The organism is Streptomyces sp. NPDC029836 (assembly GCF_055574495.1).
In genome coordinates, this window is record NZ_JBVHZI010000008.1 from 221676 (window position 1) to 237374 (window position 15699).

Annotated in this window: 12 protein-coding genes; 8 read left to right on the plus strand and 4 right to left on the minus strand. The window is 74.4% G+C overall.

All coding sequences use genetic code 11. The features are described from left to right. Positions 1-2: 2 nt before the first annotated feature. Positions 3-2336: a bifunctional salicylyl-CoA 5-hydroxylase/oxidoreductase gene (locus tag ACZ4XJ_RS23675; protein ID WP_468497242.1), complete on the plus strand. Its 2334-nt coding sequence runs from the start codon at positions 3-5 to the stop codon at positions 2334-2336. Here the strand turns inward: ACZ4XJ_RS23675 and ACZ4XJ_RS23680 are convergent. The 3 genes from ACZ4XJ_RS23680 to ACZ4XJ_RS23690 form a co-directional block, all read right to left on the minus strand. Further along, on the minus strand, positions 2333-3184 hold the full coding sequence (locus ACZ4XJ_RS23680; protein WP_468497243.1) for a GNAT family N-acetyltransferase: 852 nt from the start codon (positions 3182-3184) through the stop codon (positions 2333-2335). The genes ACZ4XJ_RS23675 and ACZ4XJ_RS23680 overlap by 4 nt on opposite strands. Before the next feature lie 83 nt (positions 3185-3267). After that, positions 3268-4068: a PaaX family transcriptional regulator gene (locus ACZ4XJ_RS23685; protein ID WP_468497244.1), complete on the minus strand. Its 801-nt coding sequence runs from the start codon at positions 4066-4068 to the stop codon at positions 3268-3270. Between the two features lie 4 nt (positions 4069-4072). Further along, positions 4073-5683, minus strand: a complete 1611-nt coding sequence (locus tag ACZ4XJ_RS23690; RefSeq protein ID WP_362882175.1) for an AMP-binding protein — start codon at positions 5681-5683, stop codon at positions 4073-4075. Between the two features lie 127 nt (positions 5684-5810). Between ACZ4XJ_RS23690 and ACZ4XJ_RS23695 the strand changes: the two genes are divergently transcribed. Together ACZ4XJ_RS23695 and ACZ4XJ_RS23700 are read left to right on the plus strand one after the other, a co-directional pair. Beyond that, positions 5811-6935, plus strand: a complete 1125-nt coding sequence (locus tag ACZ4XJ_RS23695) for an acyl-CoA dehydrogenase family protein (protein WP_468497245.1) — start codon at positions 5811-5813, stop codon at positions 6933-6935. Continuing rightward, positions 6932-7330, plus strand: coding sequence for a RidA family protein (locus ACZ4XJ_RS23700; protein ID WP_362882103.1), 399 nt, complete (start codon positions 6932-6934; stop codon positions 7328-7330). The genes ACZ4XJ_RS23695 and ACZ4XJ_RS23700 overlap by 4 nt, the downstream gene beginning before the upstream one ends. Before the next feature lie 30 nt (positions 7331-7360). On the opposite strand, the gene ACZ4XJ_RS23705 is transcribed toward ACZ4XJ_RS23700, so the two are convergent. After that, complete coding sequence (locus ACZ4XJ_RS23705; RefSeq protein ID WP_362882105.1) at positions 7361-8731, minus strand: aminopeptidase P family protein; 1371 nt, start codon at positions 8729-8731, stop codon at positions 7361-7363. A 169-nt stretch (positions 8732-8900) separates the two neighbouring features. On the opposite strand from ACZ4XJ_RS23705, the gene ACZ4XJ_RS23710 reads away from it, so the two are divergent. The 5 genes from ACZ4XJ_RS23710 to ACZ4XJ_RS23730 all read left to right on the plus strand — a co-directional run bounded on the left by ACZ4XJ_RS23710 (position 8901) and on the right by ACZ4XJ_RS23730 (position 15626). Next, complete coding sequence (locus ACZ4XJ_RS23710) at positions 8901-11315, plus strand: collagenase (protein WP_468497246.1); 2415 nt, start codon at positions 8901-8903, stop codon at positions 11313-11315. Positions 11316-11405: 90 nt separating this feature from the next. After that, positions 11406-12542, plus strand: a complete 1137-nt coding sequence (locus tag ACZ4XJ_RS23715) for an NAD(P)/FAD-dependent oxidoreductase (protein WP_468497247.1) — start codon at positions 11406-11408, stop codon at positions 12540-12542. 266 nt (positions 12543-12808) lie between these two features. Next, complete coding sequence (locus ACZ4XJ_RS23720; protein ID WP_383994905.1) at positions 12809-13123, plus strand: (2Fe-2S)-binding protein; 315 nt, start codon at positions 12809-12811, stop codon at positions 13121-13123. After that, positions 13104-14609 carry an FAD/NAD(P)-dependent oxidoreductase gene (locus ACZ4XJ_RS23725; protein ID WP_468497248.1) on the plus strand — a complete coding sequence of 502 codons (1506 nt, stop codon included), beginning with the start codon at positions 13104-13106 and terminating at the stop codon, positions 14607-14609. The genes ACZ4XJ_RS23720 and ACZ4XJ_RS23725 overlap by 20 nt, the downstream gene beginning before the upstream one ends. A gap of 90 nt (positions 14610-14699) precedes the next feature. Beyond that, the gene (locus ACZ4XJ_RS23730; RefSeq protein WP_468497249.1) at positions 14700-15626 is read left to right on the plus strand and encodes a dihydrodipicolinate synthase family protein; all 927 of its coding nucleotides are present in this window, start codon (positions 14700-14702) and stop codon (positions 15624-15626) included. Positions 15627-15699 lie beyond the last annotated feature (73 nt).

Sequence of the window (15699 nt, forward strand, 5' to 3'; positions counted from 1 at the left end):
GGATGACCGCGAGCGCCCTTCGGGTGGCCGTCGTCGGCGGGGGGCCCGGCGGCCTCTACACCGCCGCACTCCTGGCCCGGCAGGGCCACCTCGTCGAGGTCTGGGAGCGCCGGGCCCCCGACGACACCTTCGGCTTCGGCGTCGTCCTCTCCGACGAGACCCTCGGCGGCATCGAACGCGCCGACACCGTCGTCCACGCCGCGCTCGGCGCCGAGTTCGTCCGCTGGGACGACGTGGACGTCGTCCACCGCGGCCGACTGCTCACCTCCGGCGGCCACGGCTTCGCCGCCCTCGGCAGGCGCCGACTGCTGGAGATCCTGCACGAGCGCTGCGCCGGCCTCGGGGTCCGGCTCCGCTTCCGCACCGAAGCCCCCGACGCCTTCGCCCTCGCCGCCGGCCACGACCTGGTCGTCGCCGCCGACGGGGTGCACAGCGCCACCCGTACGGCCGGCGCCGCGCACTTCCGGCCCACCGTCACCGAAGGCCGCTGCCGCTACATCTGGCTCGCCGCCGACTTCGCCTTCGAAGCGTTCCGCTTCGAGATCGCCGAGACCGAGCACGGCGTCATGCAGCTGCACGCCTACCCGTACGCCGCCGACGCCTCCACCGTGATCGTCGAGATGCGCGAGGAGGTGTGGCGGGCGGCCGGGTTCGACCTCCGCGACGAGGACGAGTCGGCGGCCCGCTGCGCCAAGATCTTCGCCGACGCCCTGCGCGGCCGGCCCTTGCGCGGCAACCGCTCGGCCTGGACCCGCTTCCCGACCGTGACGTGCGGGCAGTGGTCGCACCGGAACGTCGCCCTGGTCGGCGACGCCGCGCACACCGCGCACTTCTCCATCGGCTCCGGCACGAAACTCGCCGTCGAGGACGCCCTCGCGCTCACCGAAGCCCTGGAAGCGGCGCGGGCCGCCGGGCACGGGGTACCGCAGGCCCTCGCGGCGTACGAGCGGGACCGGCGCCCGGCGGTGGCCAGCACCCAGCGGGCGGCCGCCGCCAGCATGCGCTGGTTCGAGGGGATCGACTCGTACGTCGGCCAACCGGCCCGGCAGTTCGCCTTCAACCTGCTCACCCGCAGCCGCCGCGTCACCCACGACAACCTCCGGCTGCGCGACCCCCGCTTCACCCGCGCGGTCGAACGGGACTTCGGCTGCCCGCAACAGGAGGCGCCCGATCAGCGGGACCCGGGGGACGCGGGGGGCCCGGGCGACGCCGGCGGTACGGGAACGCCGCCGATGTTCACCCCGTTCACCCTGCGCGGGCTGACCCTGCGCAACCGCGTCGTCGTCTCGCCCATGGACATGTACTCCGCGCGGGAAGGGGTGCCCGGGGACTTCCACCTCGTGCACTTGGGCGCGCGGGCCCTGGGCGGGGCCGGACTCGTCATGACCGAGATGGTCTGCGTGAGCCCCGAGGGCCGCATCACGCCCGCCTGCGCCGGCCTGTGGACGGCCGACCAGGCCACCGCCTGGAAGCGGATCGTGGACTTCGTGCACACCTCCGCCCCCGGCGCTGCCCTCGGCGTCCAACTCGGCCACTCCGGCCGCAAGGGCTCCACGCGCGTCATGTGGGAGGGCATGGACGAACCCCTCCCGCAGGACAACTGGCCGCTCGTCGCGGCCTCCGCCCTGCCGTACAAGCCGGGCCTGTCCGCCGTCCCGCGCGCCCTGGCCGCCGACGACCTCGGCGCGATCCGCTCCGACTTCGCGGCGGCCGCCGTACGCGCCGCGGACTGCGGCTTCGACCTGCTGGAACTGCACTGCGCGCACGGCTACCTGCTGTCCGGCTTCCTGTCCCCGCTCACCAACCACCGCGACGACGTCTACGGCGGCCCCCTGGAGAACCGGCTGCGGTTCCCGTTGGAGGTCTTCGACGCGGTCCGCGAGGTCTGGCCGCAGGACCGCCCGATGACCGTGCGGCTCTCCGCGACCGACTGGGCCCCCGGCGGCACCACGCCCGAGGAGGCCGAACGGATCGCCGCCGCGTTCGCCGCCCACGGAGCCGACGCCGTCGACGTGTCCACGGGCCAGGTCGTGGCCGACGAACAGCCCGAGTACGGGCGCTCCTACCAGACCCCGCACGCCGACCGGATCCGCAACGCCCTGGGCATCCCCGTCATCGCGGTCGGCGCCATCTCCTCCTGGGACGACGTCAACTCCCTGCTCCTCGCCGGCCGCGCCGACCTGTGCGCGGTCGGCCGCCCCCACCTCTACGACCCGAACTGGACCCTGCACGCCGCCGCCGACCAGGACTGGGCGGGCCCGGCCGCCCCCTGGCCGGAGCCGTACCGCGCGGGCAGCCGGAAACCGCCGACGGGCCGGGTCCGGTCACAGGACTAGGCCGCGGCGGACACCGCTTCCAGGTGGAGCCGGTCGTCGATCGGGACGTAGCCGAGGCGCTGGTAGACGCCGTTGCTGGTCGGGTTGGCCAGGTCGGTGAAGAGCAGCACCTCGGTCGCGCCGGCCGCGTGCGCCCCCTCGGTCGCGGCGTGCGTCACCCCGGCCGCGTATCCCCGGCCGCGTTCCCCGGGCGGCGTGTAGACGGGGCCGATCCGGGAGGCGGAGCCGATCGGGCGGGAGAAGCCGGCCACGGACACCGGGGTGCCCGCGTGCTCCCACAGCAGGAACCCGCCGTACGAGATCCGGTCGCGCAGGGCCGTCGGGGAGGCCGTGCCGGGGCTGTCGACCTCCCGGTTGAACTCCGTGACCCACTCCAGCAGCAGCGGCAGGTCCGCCTCCCGCGCGGGGCGGGCCCGCCCCGGCGGCAACGGGTGCGGGGCGGCCAGGGTGCCCAGCCGGTACAGCCGGGTCTCGTCCACGACCCGGACCGGCGTCCCCCACACCCCGGCCAGGGTCCGCGCGTCCGCGCTGCGGGCGTCGAAACCGGCGACGTCCGCGAGCAGCGGCTCCGAGGTGAGGGCGGCGCCCAGCGCCGGTAAGGCCTCCGGGGGCAGCGCGCCGAGCAGCAGGGGAAACGGTGGCGTGCGCAGCAGCCCACCGGCGACGACCCCGTCGGAGCCGGTCCACCACCCGAAGACGGGATCGGCGGGGCCGTGGGCGTGCGGGCCGCGCCGCTCCAGGGCGTCGGCGACGGTCAGCAGGATGGTGTTGACGACGGGCTGCGCGGCCACGGCCGGGCGCGCGACGGCCAGGAAGGCCGCCAGATCATTGCTGAAGGTCCAGGTCATGACCCATCGTGCCCGGCCCGCGGGGCCCCGCGCACCGGAGTTTCCGCCCGACCCCGGCCGGCGTTCGGGCCGTCCCGAGCGCCCTACTCCCGTACGAACAGCGCGCCCGTCTCCCGCAGCCGGGCGTGGAGCTCGGCGAAGACCGCCGCCGCCCGGTCGCCCGGCCAGTCGGCGGGCAGCAGCTCGCGCGGCAGCCCGGGGTCCGCGTACGGCAGCCGCCGCCAGGTGTCCAGAGCCGGCAGGTACGTCCGGTACGCCTCCTCGGGCGTCGGCTCGGAGCCCGATTGCAGGGCCCGGAGGGCCGGTTCGTGCAGGTCGAGGAACTCCTCGTGCTGCTTGGCCAGAGCCGCCAGGTCCCACCAGCGGGCCACCGCCTCGCCCCTCGGGGCGAAACCGAGGTGACCGCCCCGGAACAGCTCCACGTACGCCGTCAGGTGCAGCCGCTCCAGAGTGCGGCCGGTCTCCCCGGCCAGGTGCGCGGGGGCGATCCACACGCCGGGGGCCACGGCCCCGAAGCCCAGCCGGGCCAGCCGCGAGCGCAGCAGGTGCCGCTTGTGCCGCTCCTGCTCGGGCACGGAGAAGACGGCGACCAGCCACTCCTCCGAGACGGGCACGGCGCCGTAGATCCGCCGGTCGCCGTCCTCCAACAGTTGGCGGGCCTCCTCGGACAGCACGTAGCCGGGGGCGCCGTCCGTCGCCCGCGCGGGCTCCAGGAAGCCGCGCCGTTTCAGGCGGGACACCGAGGAACGGACGGAGGGCGCGTCGACCCCGGCCGCGCCCAGCAGGCGGACCAGGGCGGACACCGGTACGGGACCCTCGAAGGACCGTCCGTAGGCGCCGTAGAAGGTGACGATCAAAGAACGCGGAGTGTGCTGCTCGGCCACGGGTTCACTCTAGATCGCGCAGCCGGAACCGTTGGAGTTTGCCGGTCGCGGTCCGCGGCAGCGCCGGCAGGAAGACGAAGGAGCGCGGGCACTTGTGCGGGACCAGCTCGCCCCGCACGAAGGTCCGCAGCGCCTCCTCGCCGAGCACCGCCCCCTCGCGCAGCACCGTGTACGCCACGACCACCTGCCCGCGCCGCTCGTCGGGCCGGCCGACCACGGCCACCTCCACCACGTCCGGGTGGCGCAGCACGGCCTCCTCGACCTCCGGGCCGGCGATGTTGTACCCCGAGGAGATGATCATGTCGTCGGCGCGGGCGACGTACCGGAAGTAGCCCTCCGGGTCGCGGACGTAGGTGTCGCCGGTCAGGTTCCAGCCGTCCCGTACGTACTCGCCCTGCCGGGGGTCGGCCAGATAGCGGCAGCCCACCGGCCCGCGCACCGCCAGCAGCCCCGGCTCGTTGTCCGCCACCGGCCGCCCCGAGGGGTCCACCACCCGGGCCTGCCACCCCGGCACCACCCGGCCGGTCGTCCCGGGCCGGATGTCCTCGTCCGCCGCCGAGATGAAGATGTGCAGCAGCTCGGTCGCCCCGATCCCGTTGATGATCCGCAGGCCGGTGCGCTCGTACCAGGCCCGCCAGGTCGCCTCGGGCAGGTTCTCGCCCGCCGACACGCAGCGGCGCAGCGCGGACAGGTCGTAGGCGCCGGCGTCGTACGGGCCGAGCGTGTCCAGCATCGACCGGTAGGCGGTGGGCGCGGTGAACAGCACGGTCACCCCGTGCTCGGCGAGCGCGGGCAGCAGCACCCGGGGCGCGGCCTGCTCCAGCAGCAGCGCGCAGGCACCGGCCCGCAGCGGGAACACCACCAGCCCGCCCAGCCCGAAGGTGAACCCCAGCGGGGGGCTGCCCGCGAACACGTCGTCGGGGCGGGGTCGCAGCACACCGGCCGAGAAGGTGTCGGCGACGGCGAGCAGGTCCCGGTGGAAGTGCATGCAGCCCTTGGGGCGGCCGGTGGTCCCCGAGGTGAACGCGATCAGCGCCACGTCGTCGGCCGAGGTCTCCACCGCCTCGTACGGCGCCGGATGCGCCTCGGCCAGCCGCAGCAGGTCGTCCGCGGCGTCACCGCCGTACGCGGTGATCCGCAGGCCCGGAACCTCGGCCTTCGCCAGGTCGTCGAGGGCGCTCACATGACACACGGCGTGCCGCACCCGGGCCATGGCGCACACCGTGGCCAGCTCCTGCGCCCGCTGCTGGGCCAGTACGGTCACGGCCACCGCGCCCGCCTTCATGACCGCCAACCAGCACGCGGCGAGCCAGGGCCCGGTGGGGCCGCGGAGCAGCACCCGGTTGCCGGGGACCACTCCCAGGTCGACGGTGAGGACGTGGGCCAGCCGGTCCACGCGCTCGCGCAGTTCCCCGTACGACCACACCTCGCCCGCACCGCTGCGGAACGCCGGCCGGTCCGGGCCGAACCGGGCGATCGTGGCGTCGAGCAGCTCGGCCCCGCAGTTCAACCGGTCGGGGTAGGCCAGTTCGGGCAGTTCGAACAGCAACTGCGGCCAGGCGTGCGCCGGCGGCAGGTGGTCCCGGGCAAAAGTGTCGGCGTGGGCGGAAGGCATGAGCTCCAAGGCGGGTTCGCCCCCTTGCAACGTCCGGATTGAGGTGGAGCCGGCCGTGCGGTCGCGTCACGAGCGTATCGTGACGGTGACGACAGTCAACAGGACGCGATAGAACTGGGGCATTCGGATGACCGGATTCGCGCTCGGGCCGGAAGAAGAGGAAGGGTGCGCCCGGCTGCGCACCCTGGCGGGGGAGCGGCTCAGGCCGCTCGCCGAGAAGGGCGAACCCGGCCGGGTGAACCGGCCGCTGCTCGCGGCCCTCGGTGAACTGGGCCTGCTGGACAAGGTGTTCACCTCCGGGGCGTTGGAGCTGTGCCTGCTGCGGGAGTCCCTGGCCTACGGTTGCACCGAGGCGGAGACCGCGCTGGCCCTCCAGGGCCTCGGCGCCCACCCGGTGCTCGCCGCCGGCAGCGCGGCGCAGCGGGAACGCTGGCTGCCGGGCGTACGGGAGGGCAAGGCGGTGGCGGCCTTCGCGCTCAGCGAGCCGGGCGCCGGCTCGGACGCGGCGGCCCTGGCCCTGGCGGCCGAACCGGACGGGCCGGGTTGGCGGCTGACCGGCGCCAAGTGCTGGATCTCCAACGCCCCCGAAGCGGACTTCTACACCGTGTTCGCCCGGACGGGTGAGGCGCCGGGCGCCAAGGGCATCACCGCCTTCCTGGTCCCGGGGGACCGGGGGGGCCTCACCGGCGAGGCCCTCGACATGCTGTCGCCGCACCCGATCGGCTCCCTCGCCTTCGACGCCGTCGCCGTCGGACCCGAGGACGTGCTCGGGGAACCCGGGCAGGGCTTCCGCGTCGCGATGGGCACGCTGAACCTGTTCCGGCCGAGCGTCGGCGCGTTCGCCGTGGGCATGGCCCGGGCGGCCCTGGACGCCACCCTCGCGCACACCGCCGGACGTGCCGCGTTCGGCGGGGTCCTGGCCGACCTCCAGGCCGTCGCCCACCGGGTCGCCGAGATGGCCACCCGCACCGAGGCCGCCCGGCTGCTGGTCTACGCCGCCGCCGGAGCCCACGACCGGGGCGCGCCCGACGTCCCGCGCCGGGCGGCGATGGCCAAACTGCTCGCCACCGAGACCGCCCAGTACGTCGTCGACCACGCCGTCCAACTGCACGGGGCGGTCGCCCTGCGCCGCGGCCACCTCCTGGAGCACCTCTACCGGGAGGTGCGGGCCCCCAGGATCTACGAGGGCGCCAGCGAGGTGCAGCGCACGATCATCGCGAAGGAGCTCTACCGGGAGGTGGCGGCCCGATGAGCCTCGAACGCGTCAACCCGCCGGAGCTGTCCCCGGCGACCGGCTTCTCGCACGCGGTCGTCGCCACCGGCGGCCGGCTCGTGTTCCTGGCGGGCCAGACCGCCCTCGACGGCGCCGGCAAGGTGGTCGGGCAGACCCTGCCCGAGCAGTTCGAGCGGGCCCTGACCAACCTGCTGGCCGCCCTCGCCGCCGCGGGCGGCACCCCGGCCGACCTGGCCCGGGTCACCGTGTACGCGGCGGACGTGGCCGCCTACCGGGAGCACGCGAGTGAACTGGGGCGCGTGTGGCGGGCGTTGGCGGGTCGGGAGTATCCGGCGATGGCCGTGGTCGGCATCGTACGACTGTGGGACACCGAGGCCCTGGTCGAACTCGACGGCATCGCCGTGCTGCCCTGATCGGGGCCCGGCGCGCTGTCCCTCGGCGCGCTATCCCTCCAGGAGGGCGCCCATCCACTCCTCGATGCCCGCGACCGTGCGCGGCAGGGCCCCGGACATCAGGCGGGCGCCGTCCGAGGTGATGACCAGGTCGTCCTCGATGCGCACGCCGATGCCGCGCAGCTCTACGGGGAGGGTCTCGTCGTCGGGCTGGAGGTAGAGGCCGGGTTCCACGGTGAGGACCTGGCCCTCCTCCAGGACCCCGTCCAGGTAGGCGTCGGCCCGCGCCCGCGCGCAGTCGTGGACGTCGAGCCCGAGCATGTGGCCGCTGCTGCACAGGGTGTACCGCCGGTGCAGGTCGCCCCGCGCGTCCTTCAGGACGCCCCACTCGGCCAGCCCCTCGGCGATGACCCGCATCCCGGCCCGGTGGAAGTCGCGGAAGCTCGCGCCCGGGCGCAGCGCCGCCATGCCGGCGTCCTGGGCGGCCAACACCAGTTCGTACACCTGCCGTTGGACAGGTGAGAAGCGTCCCGACAGGGGGAGCGTGCGGGTGATGTCGGCGGTGTACAGGGTGTCCGTCTCGACGCCCGCGTCGAGCAGCAGCAGGTCGTCGCCGTTCAGCCGGCCGTCGTTGCGGATCCAGTGCAGTACGCAGGCGTGGGCGCCGGAGGCGGCGATCGTGTCGTAGCCGGTGCCGTTGCCCTCGGCCCGGGCGCGCAGGTTGAAGACGCCCTCGATCCAGCGCTCGCCGCGCGGGTGGGCGAGGGCGCGCGGCAGGGCCCGTACGACGTCCTCGAACCCGGCGGTGGTGTGGTCCACGGCCCGTTGGAGTTGGTCGACCTCCCACGCGTCCTTGACCAGCCGCAGTTCCGACAGGGCGCCGGCCAGCTCGTGGTCGGTCGCGGCGTCGCGGGCGGGCGGGGAGCCGAGGGCGTCCAGGTGCGCGCAGCGGATGCCGGTCAGCCGTTCGGCCTCCGCCAGGTCGGGGCGGCGGCCGACCCAGAACTCGCCGTGGCGGCGGTCGCGGTAGAACTCCTCGTTGCCGCCGGTCCGGGGCGAGCGCGGTCGGAGGTACAACACCGCCTCGTGGCCGCTCGGCCCGGCGGGCTCCAAAACCAGGACGTGTCCCACCTGGTCCTCGCCGGTGAGGCCGGTGAGCCAGGCGTACGCGCTGTGCGGCCGGAAGCGGTGGTCGCAGTCGTTGGAGCGGACCTTCAGCTCGCCCGCCGGTACGACGAGCCGCTCGCCGGGGAAGAGCGCCGAGAGGCGGGCCCGGCGAGCGGGGGTCACGTCGTGGGCGGCGACGCGGGCCGTGGCGGGCAGCGGGGAGGCCGCCCAGTCCGCCGCCATGAAGCGGGACAACTCGGCTGATACCGGCAGATCGTGACTGCCGATGTGGAGGCCGGAGGGGTGGTCGGTCATGGAGGCTCCCTCAAGAAGTACCGAACTGGTGGGCGCACAGGTCTTGTCAGTGCAATTTCACATTACTATGTTACAGCTCACACCTCGGCACGTTAATCCCCGTCAAACGCCGTGTGACGCAAGGCAGTTCCACCACTTCCCCCACCTCCCTGCCCACCAGGAGTTACCGGTGTCCCAGCACAGAGCTGTGCGTACGTCCCTCCTCTCCGCCGCCGTGGCGGTCACCCTCCTCGCCACCGCCGGCCAGGCCGTGACCCAGGCGTCCGAGCGGGGCACCCCCGCCGCCGTGAGCGGCGCCTCCGCGCCCGGCACCTTCGGCCCGGGGGCCGCGGCCGCCACGCCGAACCCCTTCGACGAGGTCGAGCGCCTCGCCAACGCCAAGGAGCCCGTCGAGGCACCCGCCCTGGCCCCCGGCGGCAAGGCCGCAGCCGGCGGTCAGGTGCCCGGCGCCGCACCGGCCGCTTCGGCGCCGGTGTCCGCCGCCGCCACCGAACGCTCCGAGAAGAGCCGCAAGGCCTCCGCCGAGGCCGCGCCCGTGGCGCGGAGCGTCGCGGCCGGCGTCCCCTGCACCCTCGACGGGATCACGAACCTCATCCCGGAGCAGTTCGCCGACTTCCTCGGCGACCAGGCCGTCCTCGCCGACGGCTGTCTGCGGGGCCTCATATGGACCTGGGACGCCCGCCTGACGTCCGTCATGTCCGACGCCCACGTGCAGGCGGTCTCCCGCCGGATCTCGACCCTCTCCGCGGCCCACGACGGCCGCAACTCCTCCCACCTGGAGGAGATGTTCACCTATCTGCACGCCGTCGCCTACCACGACCACGCGCGTTCCGAGATCGACGTCACCGACGCCCCGACGGTCAACGCCATGCGGCAGGCCATCGCCGACTTCGGCGCCGCCGCCCGCACCTTCGACGTCACCCGGACCAACGCCAACACCCTGCGCGAGGCCCTCTACGCGGCCAGCGCCCCCGGCCTGCGCCACCACCAACTCGGCCTGATCAAGAAGGTCCTGGCGACGATGGACCCGGCCCATCCGGCCACCCACCTCGATACCGCCTGGGCGGGCGCCGCGCTGGCCGCGCTCTCCGTCAACTACCTGGGTGTCTACCCGGGCAACCAGGACGCCGCCTTCCACGCGGCCGCGGCCGGCGACCCCTCGTACCGCGCCGCGTTCAAGACCTTCGCGACCCACACCCACCTCAAGGGCACCGCGAACGCCTGGGTGGTGCGCGACGCGCTCAGCGAGTACGCCCGCTTCGGCGAGATCGCCGGCCTGCGCGCCGGCATAGCCGCCGACCTCGGCGCGATGCTGGACCAGGTCAAGCGGGACTTCGGCAACGGCAGCGAGCAGTGGGCCAAGCTCGTCTCCTGGCTCAACTACTACGACGCCTGCAAGCCGTACGGCGTGTGCAAGGAGGACATCGAGAAGCAGATCTTCCCGTACACCTACACCTACGACAACGGCGCCATCAAGGTCCGCACCGGCCTCGACCGGGTCACCGTCGACCAGCTGTACTACGCGAGCAAGCAGGTCAAGGCCCAGTACCACCGCGTCCTCGGCACCGACCAGCCGCTCGCCGGTGACCCCAACTCCACTCTGAACATCGTGCTGTACGGGTCGCGCGCCGACTACGAGAACTACCACCCGATCCTGACGGGCTACGACACCAACAACGGCGGCATCTACATCGAGAACGGCGCCACCTTCTACACCTACCAGCGCCGCGTCCCGCAGGACTCCTCCCTCACCCTGGAAGAGCTCTTCCGCCACGAGTACACGCACTACCTCAACGGCCGCTACGCCGTACCCGGGTTCTTCGGCGAAGGCCCCTGGTACGAGGGCGACCGTACGACCGCCATGGACGAGGGCACCGCCGAGTTCTTCGACGGGGCCACCCGCGACAACGGCATCGCCGTCCGCAAGTCCCTCGTCAAGAGCATCATCGCCGACACGGCGAACGGCGGCCCGCGCATGACCGTCGAGCAGCTGCTGAACGCCACCTACGACGGCGACGGCTTCCGCTTCTACAGCTACGCCGGGACCTTCTTCGAGTTCCTCTGGACCGAGAAGCCCACGCTGCTGCGCGAGATGTACACCCACCTGCGCGCCAACGACGTGGCGGCGTACGACTCCTGGCGCCACCGGACGGGTGCGGACACCTACCTCCAGCGCGACTACACCCGCTTCCTGGACGCCCAGATCGCCAAGGTCGACCAACTGCACGTGCCGAACACCACCTTCACGCCGAACGACCGGCTGCGCGACTCCGCGCTCGCGTCGGTGAAGTCGACGTTCGCGACCGCCACCTACAACACCCCGGACTGCGTGGAGAACGGCGACCCCGGCAAGCGCCGCTTCACGTGCACGGGTCGGATCAGCGCGAACCTGAAGAACTGGCGCAGCGACGACCAGAACTTCAAGGACATGTCCGAGACGGTCGACTACTTCATCCTCGACCGGGCCGGGGCGGCCTCCACCAACCTGGCCGACATGAACTGCTCCTTCGGCCCGGTGGAGATCTGGACCAACAGGACGGCGGGGACCTCCCCCTACAGCTGTGAGGGCCCGCTCCGCAGCTGATCCGCCCCGGGCCGGCCCCTCATCCGAAGGGGGGGAGGGGCCGGCCCGTGGATCCTAGGCACCCTCCAAAGAATGTGACATATTACTGCCGTGTCCCAGACCCACTCCCCGGACGTCGTCATCATCGGCGCCGGCGTCGTCGGAGCCGCGTGCGCCTACTACGCCGCGCGCTCCGGGCTCTCCGTGGCGGTCGTCGACCGCGGTTCCGTCGCGGGCGGCACGACCGGCGCCGGGGAGGGCAACCTGCTGGTCTCCGACAAGGAGGCCGGCCCCGAACTCGACCTGGCCCTGCTCTCCACCACCCTGTGGCGCGAACTGGCCGCCGTCCTCCCGCCGGAGACGGAGTACGAGGCCAAGGGCGGCCTGGTCGTCGCCCCCGACGACACCACCCTGAAGGCCCTGCGCCACTTCGCCGACGGCCAGCGCGCCTCGGGGGTCGTCCCCACCGAGATCGGCCCGGACGCCCTGCACGACCTGGAACCCCACCTGGCTCCGGGTCTCGCCGGCGGCTTCCACTACCCGCAGGACGCCCAGGTCCAGCCGGCCCGGGCCGCCGCCCACCTCCTGGCCGCCTCGGGAGCCACCCTCCACCTGGGCGAGGAGGTCACCGACATCCTCCTCACGAACGGCGCCGTCCGCGGGATCCGCACCACCCGCCGCACCCTGCACACCCCGGCGGTGGTCAACGCCGCCGGCACCTGGGGCGGCCAGGTGGCCGCCCTCGCCGGAACCACCCTCCCGGTCCTGCCCCGCCGCGGCTTCGTCCTCGTCACCGAACCCCTGCCCCGCGTGGTCCGGCACAAGGTCTACGCCGCCGACTACATCGCCGACGTCGCCAGCGGATCCGCCGCCCTGCAGTCCTCGGCCGTCGTGGAGGGCACCCCGGCCGGCCCCGTCCTCATCGGCGCGACCCGCGAACGCGTCGGCTTCGACCGGAGCCCGTCCACCGAAGCCCTGCGCCGACTGGCCCGCCAGGCCGCGGCCCTCTTCCCGGTCCTGACCGACGTCCGCGTCCTGCGCAGCTACCACGGCTTCCGCCCCTACCTCCCCGACCACCTCCCCGCGATCGGCCCGGACCCCCGCGTCCCCGGCCTGCTCCACGCCTGCGGCCACGAGGGCGCCGGCATCGGCCTGGCCCCCGCCACCGCCGCCCTCATCACCGCCACCCTCACGAACACCCGCCCACCCCTGAACCCCCACCCCTTCCGCCCGAACCGCTTCCCATGACCCCCAACCAAGCAAGTGAGGGGCGCTGCGACCCGGCCGGGGGCCGGGACGGGGTGGGGGGTCGCCCGAAGCCACAACGTGATGTGTTGGCGCTGGAACCCCCTCAGCAACGCAGCCCCCCACAGGGCGCCATAAATCATGCCCGCCCCGGGCGACCCCCCCCCCCGTCCCGGCCCCCGGCCCCGCAGCCCACCCACACGCCGCGCCCCGCCCTCCCGCCCCCGCCCTCCCGCCCCCGCCGCGCCAAGCCCACCCGAGGAGCCCCCCTGATGCGCACCCCCCGCTCACTGGTGGGCGGCAGCCCCACGGCGACGTACGTCCTGCGCTTCGACGGCCGCGAGCTCACCGCACAGGCCGGCCAGAGCGTCGCGGCCGTCCTCTGGTCCGCCGGCATCCTCGCCTGGCGCACCACCCGCGAAGCCGGCGCCCCCCGGGGCGCGTTCTGCGGCATCGGCAGTTGCTACGACTGCCTCATCACCATCAACGGCCGCCCGAACCAACGCGCCTGCCTCGTCCCCGCCCGCCCGGGCGACAGCATCACCACCCAGGAAGGAACCGGCCGTGCCGACCTCGCGGTCTGAACACCCCGACCGGGCCCTGCCCCAGCCCCCCACCGGCCAGGCCCCCGCCGACCTCGCCATCGTCGGCGCCGGACCCGCCGGCCTGGCCGCCGCCGTGACGGCCGCCGACCTCGGCCTGCGCGTCACCGTCCTCGACGCCGCCGAACGCCCCGGCGGCCAGTTCTACCGCCACCCCGCCCCCGGCCTCGGAGCCGCCCGTCCCCAGGCCCTGCACCACGGCTGGCGCGCCTTCGCCGGCCGCGAAGCGGGCCTGCGCGCCCACGAGTCGGCCGGCCGCGTCGCGTACCTCTCCTTCCACCACGTCTGGACGGTGGTCCCGGACGCCGGGGCCTGGACCCTGCACGCGGTGGCCGGCCCGGGGGAGGAGCCGGCGGTCGTCCACGCCCGGGCCGTGCTCCTGGCCACCGGCGCCCACGAGCGCCAACTGCCCTTCCCCGGCTGGATCCTGCCCGGGGTCATCGGCGCCGGCGGGGCCCAAGCCATGCTCAAGGGCGGGCTCGTCCTGCCCGGCCGACGCATCGTCGTCGCCGGGAGCGGGCCCCTGCTGCTGGCGGTGGCCGGCTCCCTCGCCGCGGCCGGAGCCACCGTGCCCGCGGTCATCGAGGCCGGCGCGTACACCGCGTACGCCGCCCACACCGGCGCCCTGCTGCGCAACCCCGGCAAACTCGCCGAAGGCGCCACGTACGGCGGCGCCCTGCTGCGCCACCGTGTCCGGTTGCGCACCCGACACGCCGTGACCGAGGCGCACGGGAGCGACCGGGTCGAGGCCGTCACCGTCGCACGCCTGGACCGCGACTGGCGCCCGCTGCCCGGCACCTCGCACCGAATCCCCTGTGACGCCGTCGCCGTCGGCCACGGGCTGGTGCCCCAACTGGAACTGGCGACCGGCCTCGGCTGCGCCACCCTCCGCTCCCCGGACGGCACCGTCGCCCTCGACCTGGACGAGGAGCAGCGCACGTCCGTCCCCGGGATCTGGTCCGCCGGCGAGACCGGCGGCATCGGCGGCGCCGAACTCGCCCTGACCGAGGGGGAAATCGCCGCCCACGCGATCGCCGGCCGGCCCGCTCCGGCCGTACTCGCCCGCCGCCGCGCCCGACTGCGGGCCTTCGCCGGGGCGATGGCGGCCGCCCACCGACCCGGTCCGGGCTGGACCGACTGGCTGGACGACGGAACCGACGTGTGCCGCTGCGAGGAGGTCCCGGCGGGCCGGATCCGCGAGGCGGTCGGCGAGCTCGGCGCGCGGGACGCCCGTACGGTCAAGCTCCTCACCCGGGCCGGCATGGGCTGGTGCCAGGGCCGGATGTGCGGTCCGGCCGTGGCCGCCCTGGCGGGCGAGGTGCCGGCTCCCGACCGCCGACCGCTGTCCTGCCCGGTGCCGCTCGGCCAACTGGCCGCGCTACCGGCGCGTGAGCCCGCCGGGGCCGTGGCCAACGGCTCCTCGGGCGAGCCGACTTCCGGGGCGCGGCCCACGGCCGACGGTCCCTGAGGCCACCGCCCGGACCCGGCCCCGCCGGCCCCTTGTGGCCACGTCACACCCACTAGTAAAATGTCACACACCACACTAGGGAGTCACCTCATGAACCACGCGCCCACCCCCGCGCCCCGCACCGACACCCGCACCCGCCCCTGGCACGGAATCATGGTGGCCACCACCCTGCCCCTGCGCGAGGACCTCGGCGTCGACTACGACGCCTACGCCGAACACGTCCAGTGGCTGATCGCCAACGGCTGCGACGGCGTGGTCCCCAACGGCTCCCTCGGGGAGTACCAGACCCTCACCGACGAGGAACGCGCCCGCGTCGTACGCACCGCCGTCGAGGCCGCCGGCGACGGCAGCCGCGTCATGCCCGGCGTCGCCGCCTACGGCAGTGCCGAGGCCCGACGCTGGGCCGACCAGGCCGCCGAGGCCGGCGCGGGCTCCGTCCTGCTCCTGCCCCCCAACGCCTACCGCGCCGACGAGGCCGCCGTACGCGCCCACTACGCCGAGGTGGCCCGCGCCGGCCTGCCCGTCGTCGCGTACAACAACCCCATCGACACCAAGGTGGACCTCGTCCCGGCCCTCCTCGCCCGACTGCACGCGGACGGCTCCGTCGTCGCCGTCAAGGAGTTCAGCGGGGACGTACGGCGCGCCTACGAGATCGCCGAACTCGCCCCGGGCCTCGACCTGCTCATCGGCGCCGACGACGTACTCCTCGAACTCGCCCTCGCCGGGGCCGTCGGCTGGATCGCCGGATACCCCAACGCCCTGCCGGCCGCCTGCTCCACGCTCTACCGGGCCGCCGTCGCCGGCGACCTCACCACCGCGCTCCCCCTCTACAAGTCCCTGCACTCCCTGCTGCGTTGGGACTCCAAAACCGAGTTCGTCCAGGCCATCAAGCTCTCCATGGACCTGGCCGGCCGCCCCGGCGGTGCCACCCGCCCGCCCCGCCTCCCGCTCACCGGCGAGATCGAGGCCGCCGTCCGCGCCGCCACCGAGAAGGCGCTCGCGGAAGGCCTTTCCTAGCACCCGCGCCCGCTTCGCACCCGCCCCACCTCAGCCACCGCCCTGCCCGCCCGCCCGGACGGGCGGGCCCAGC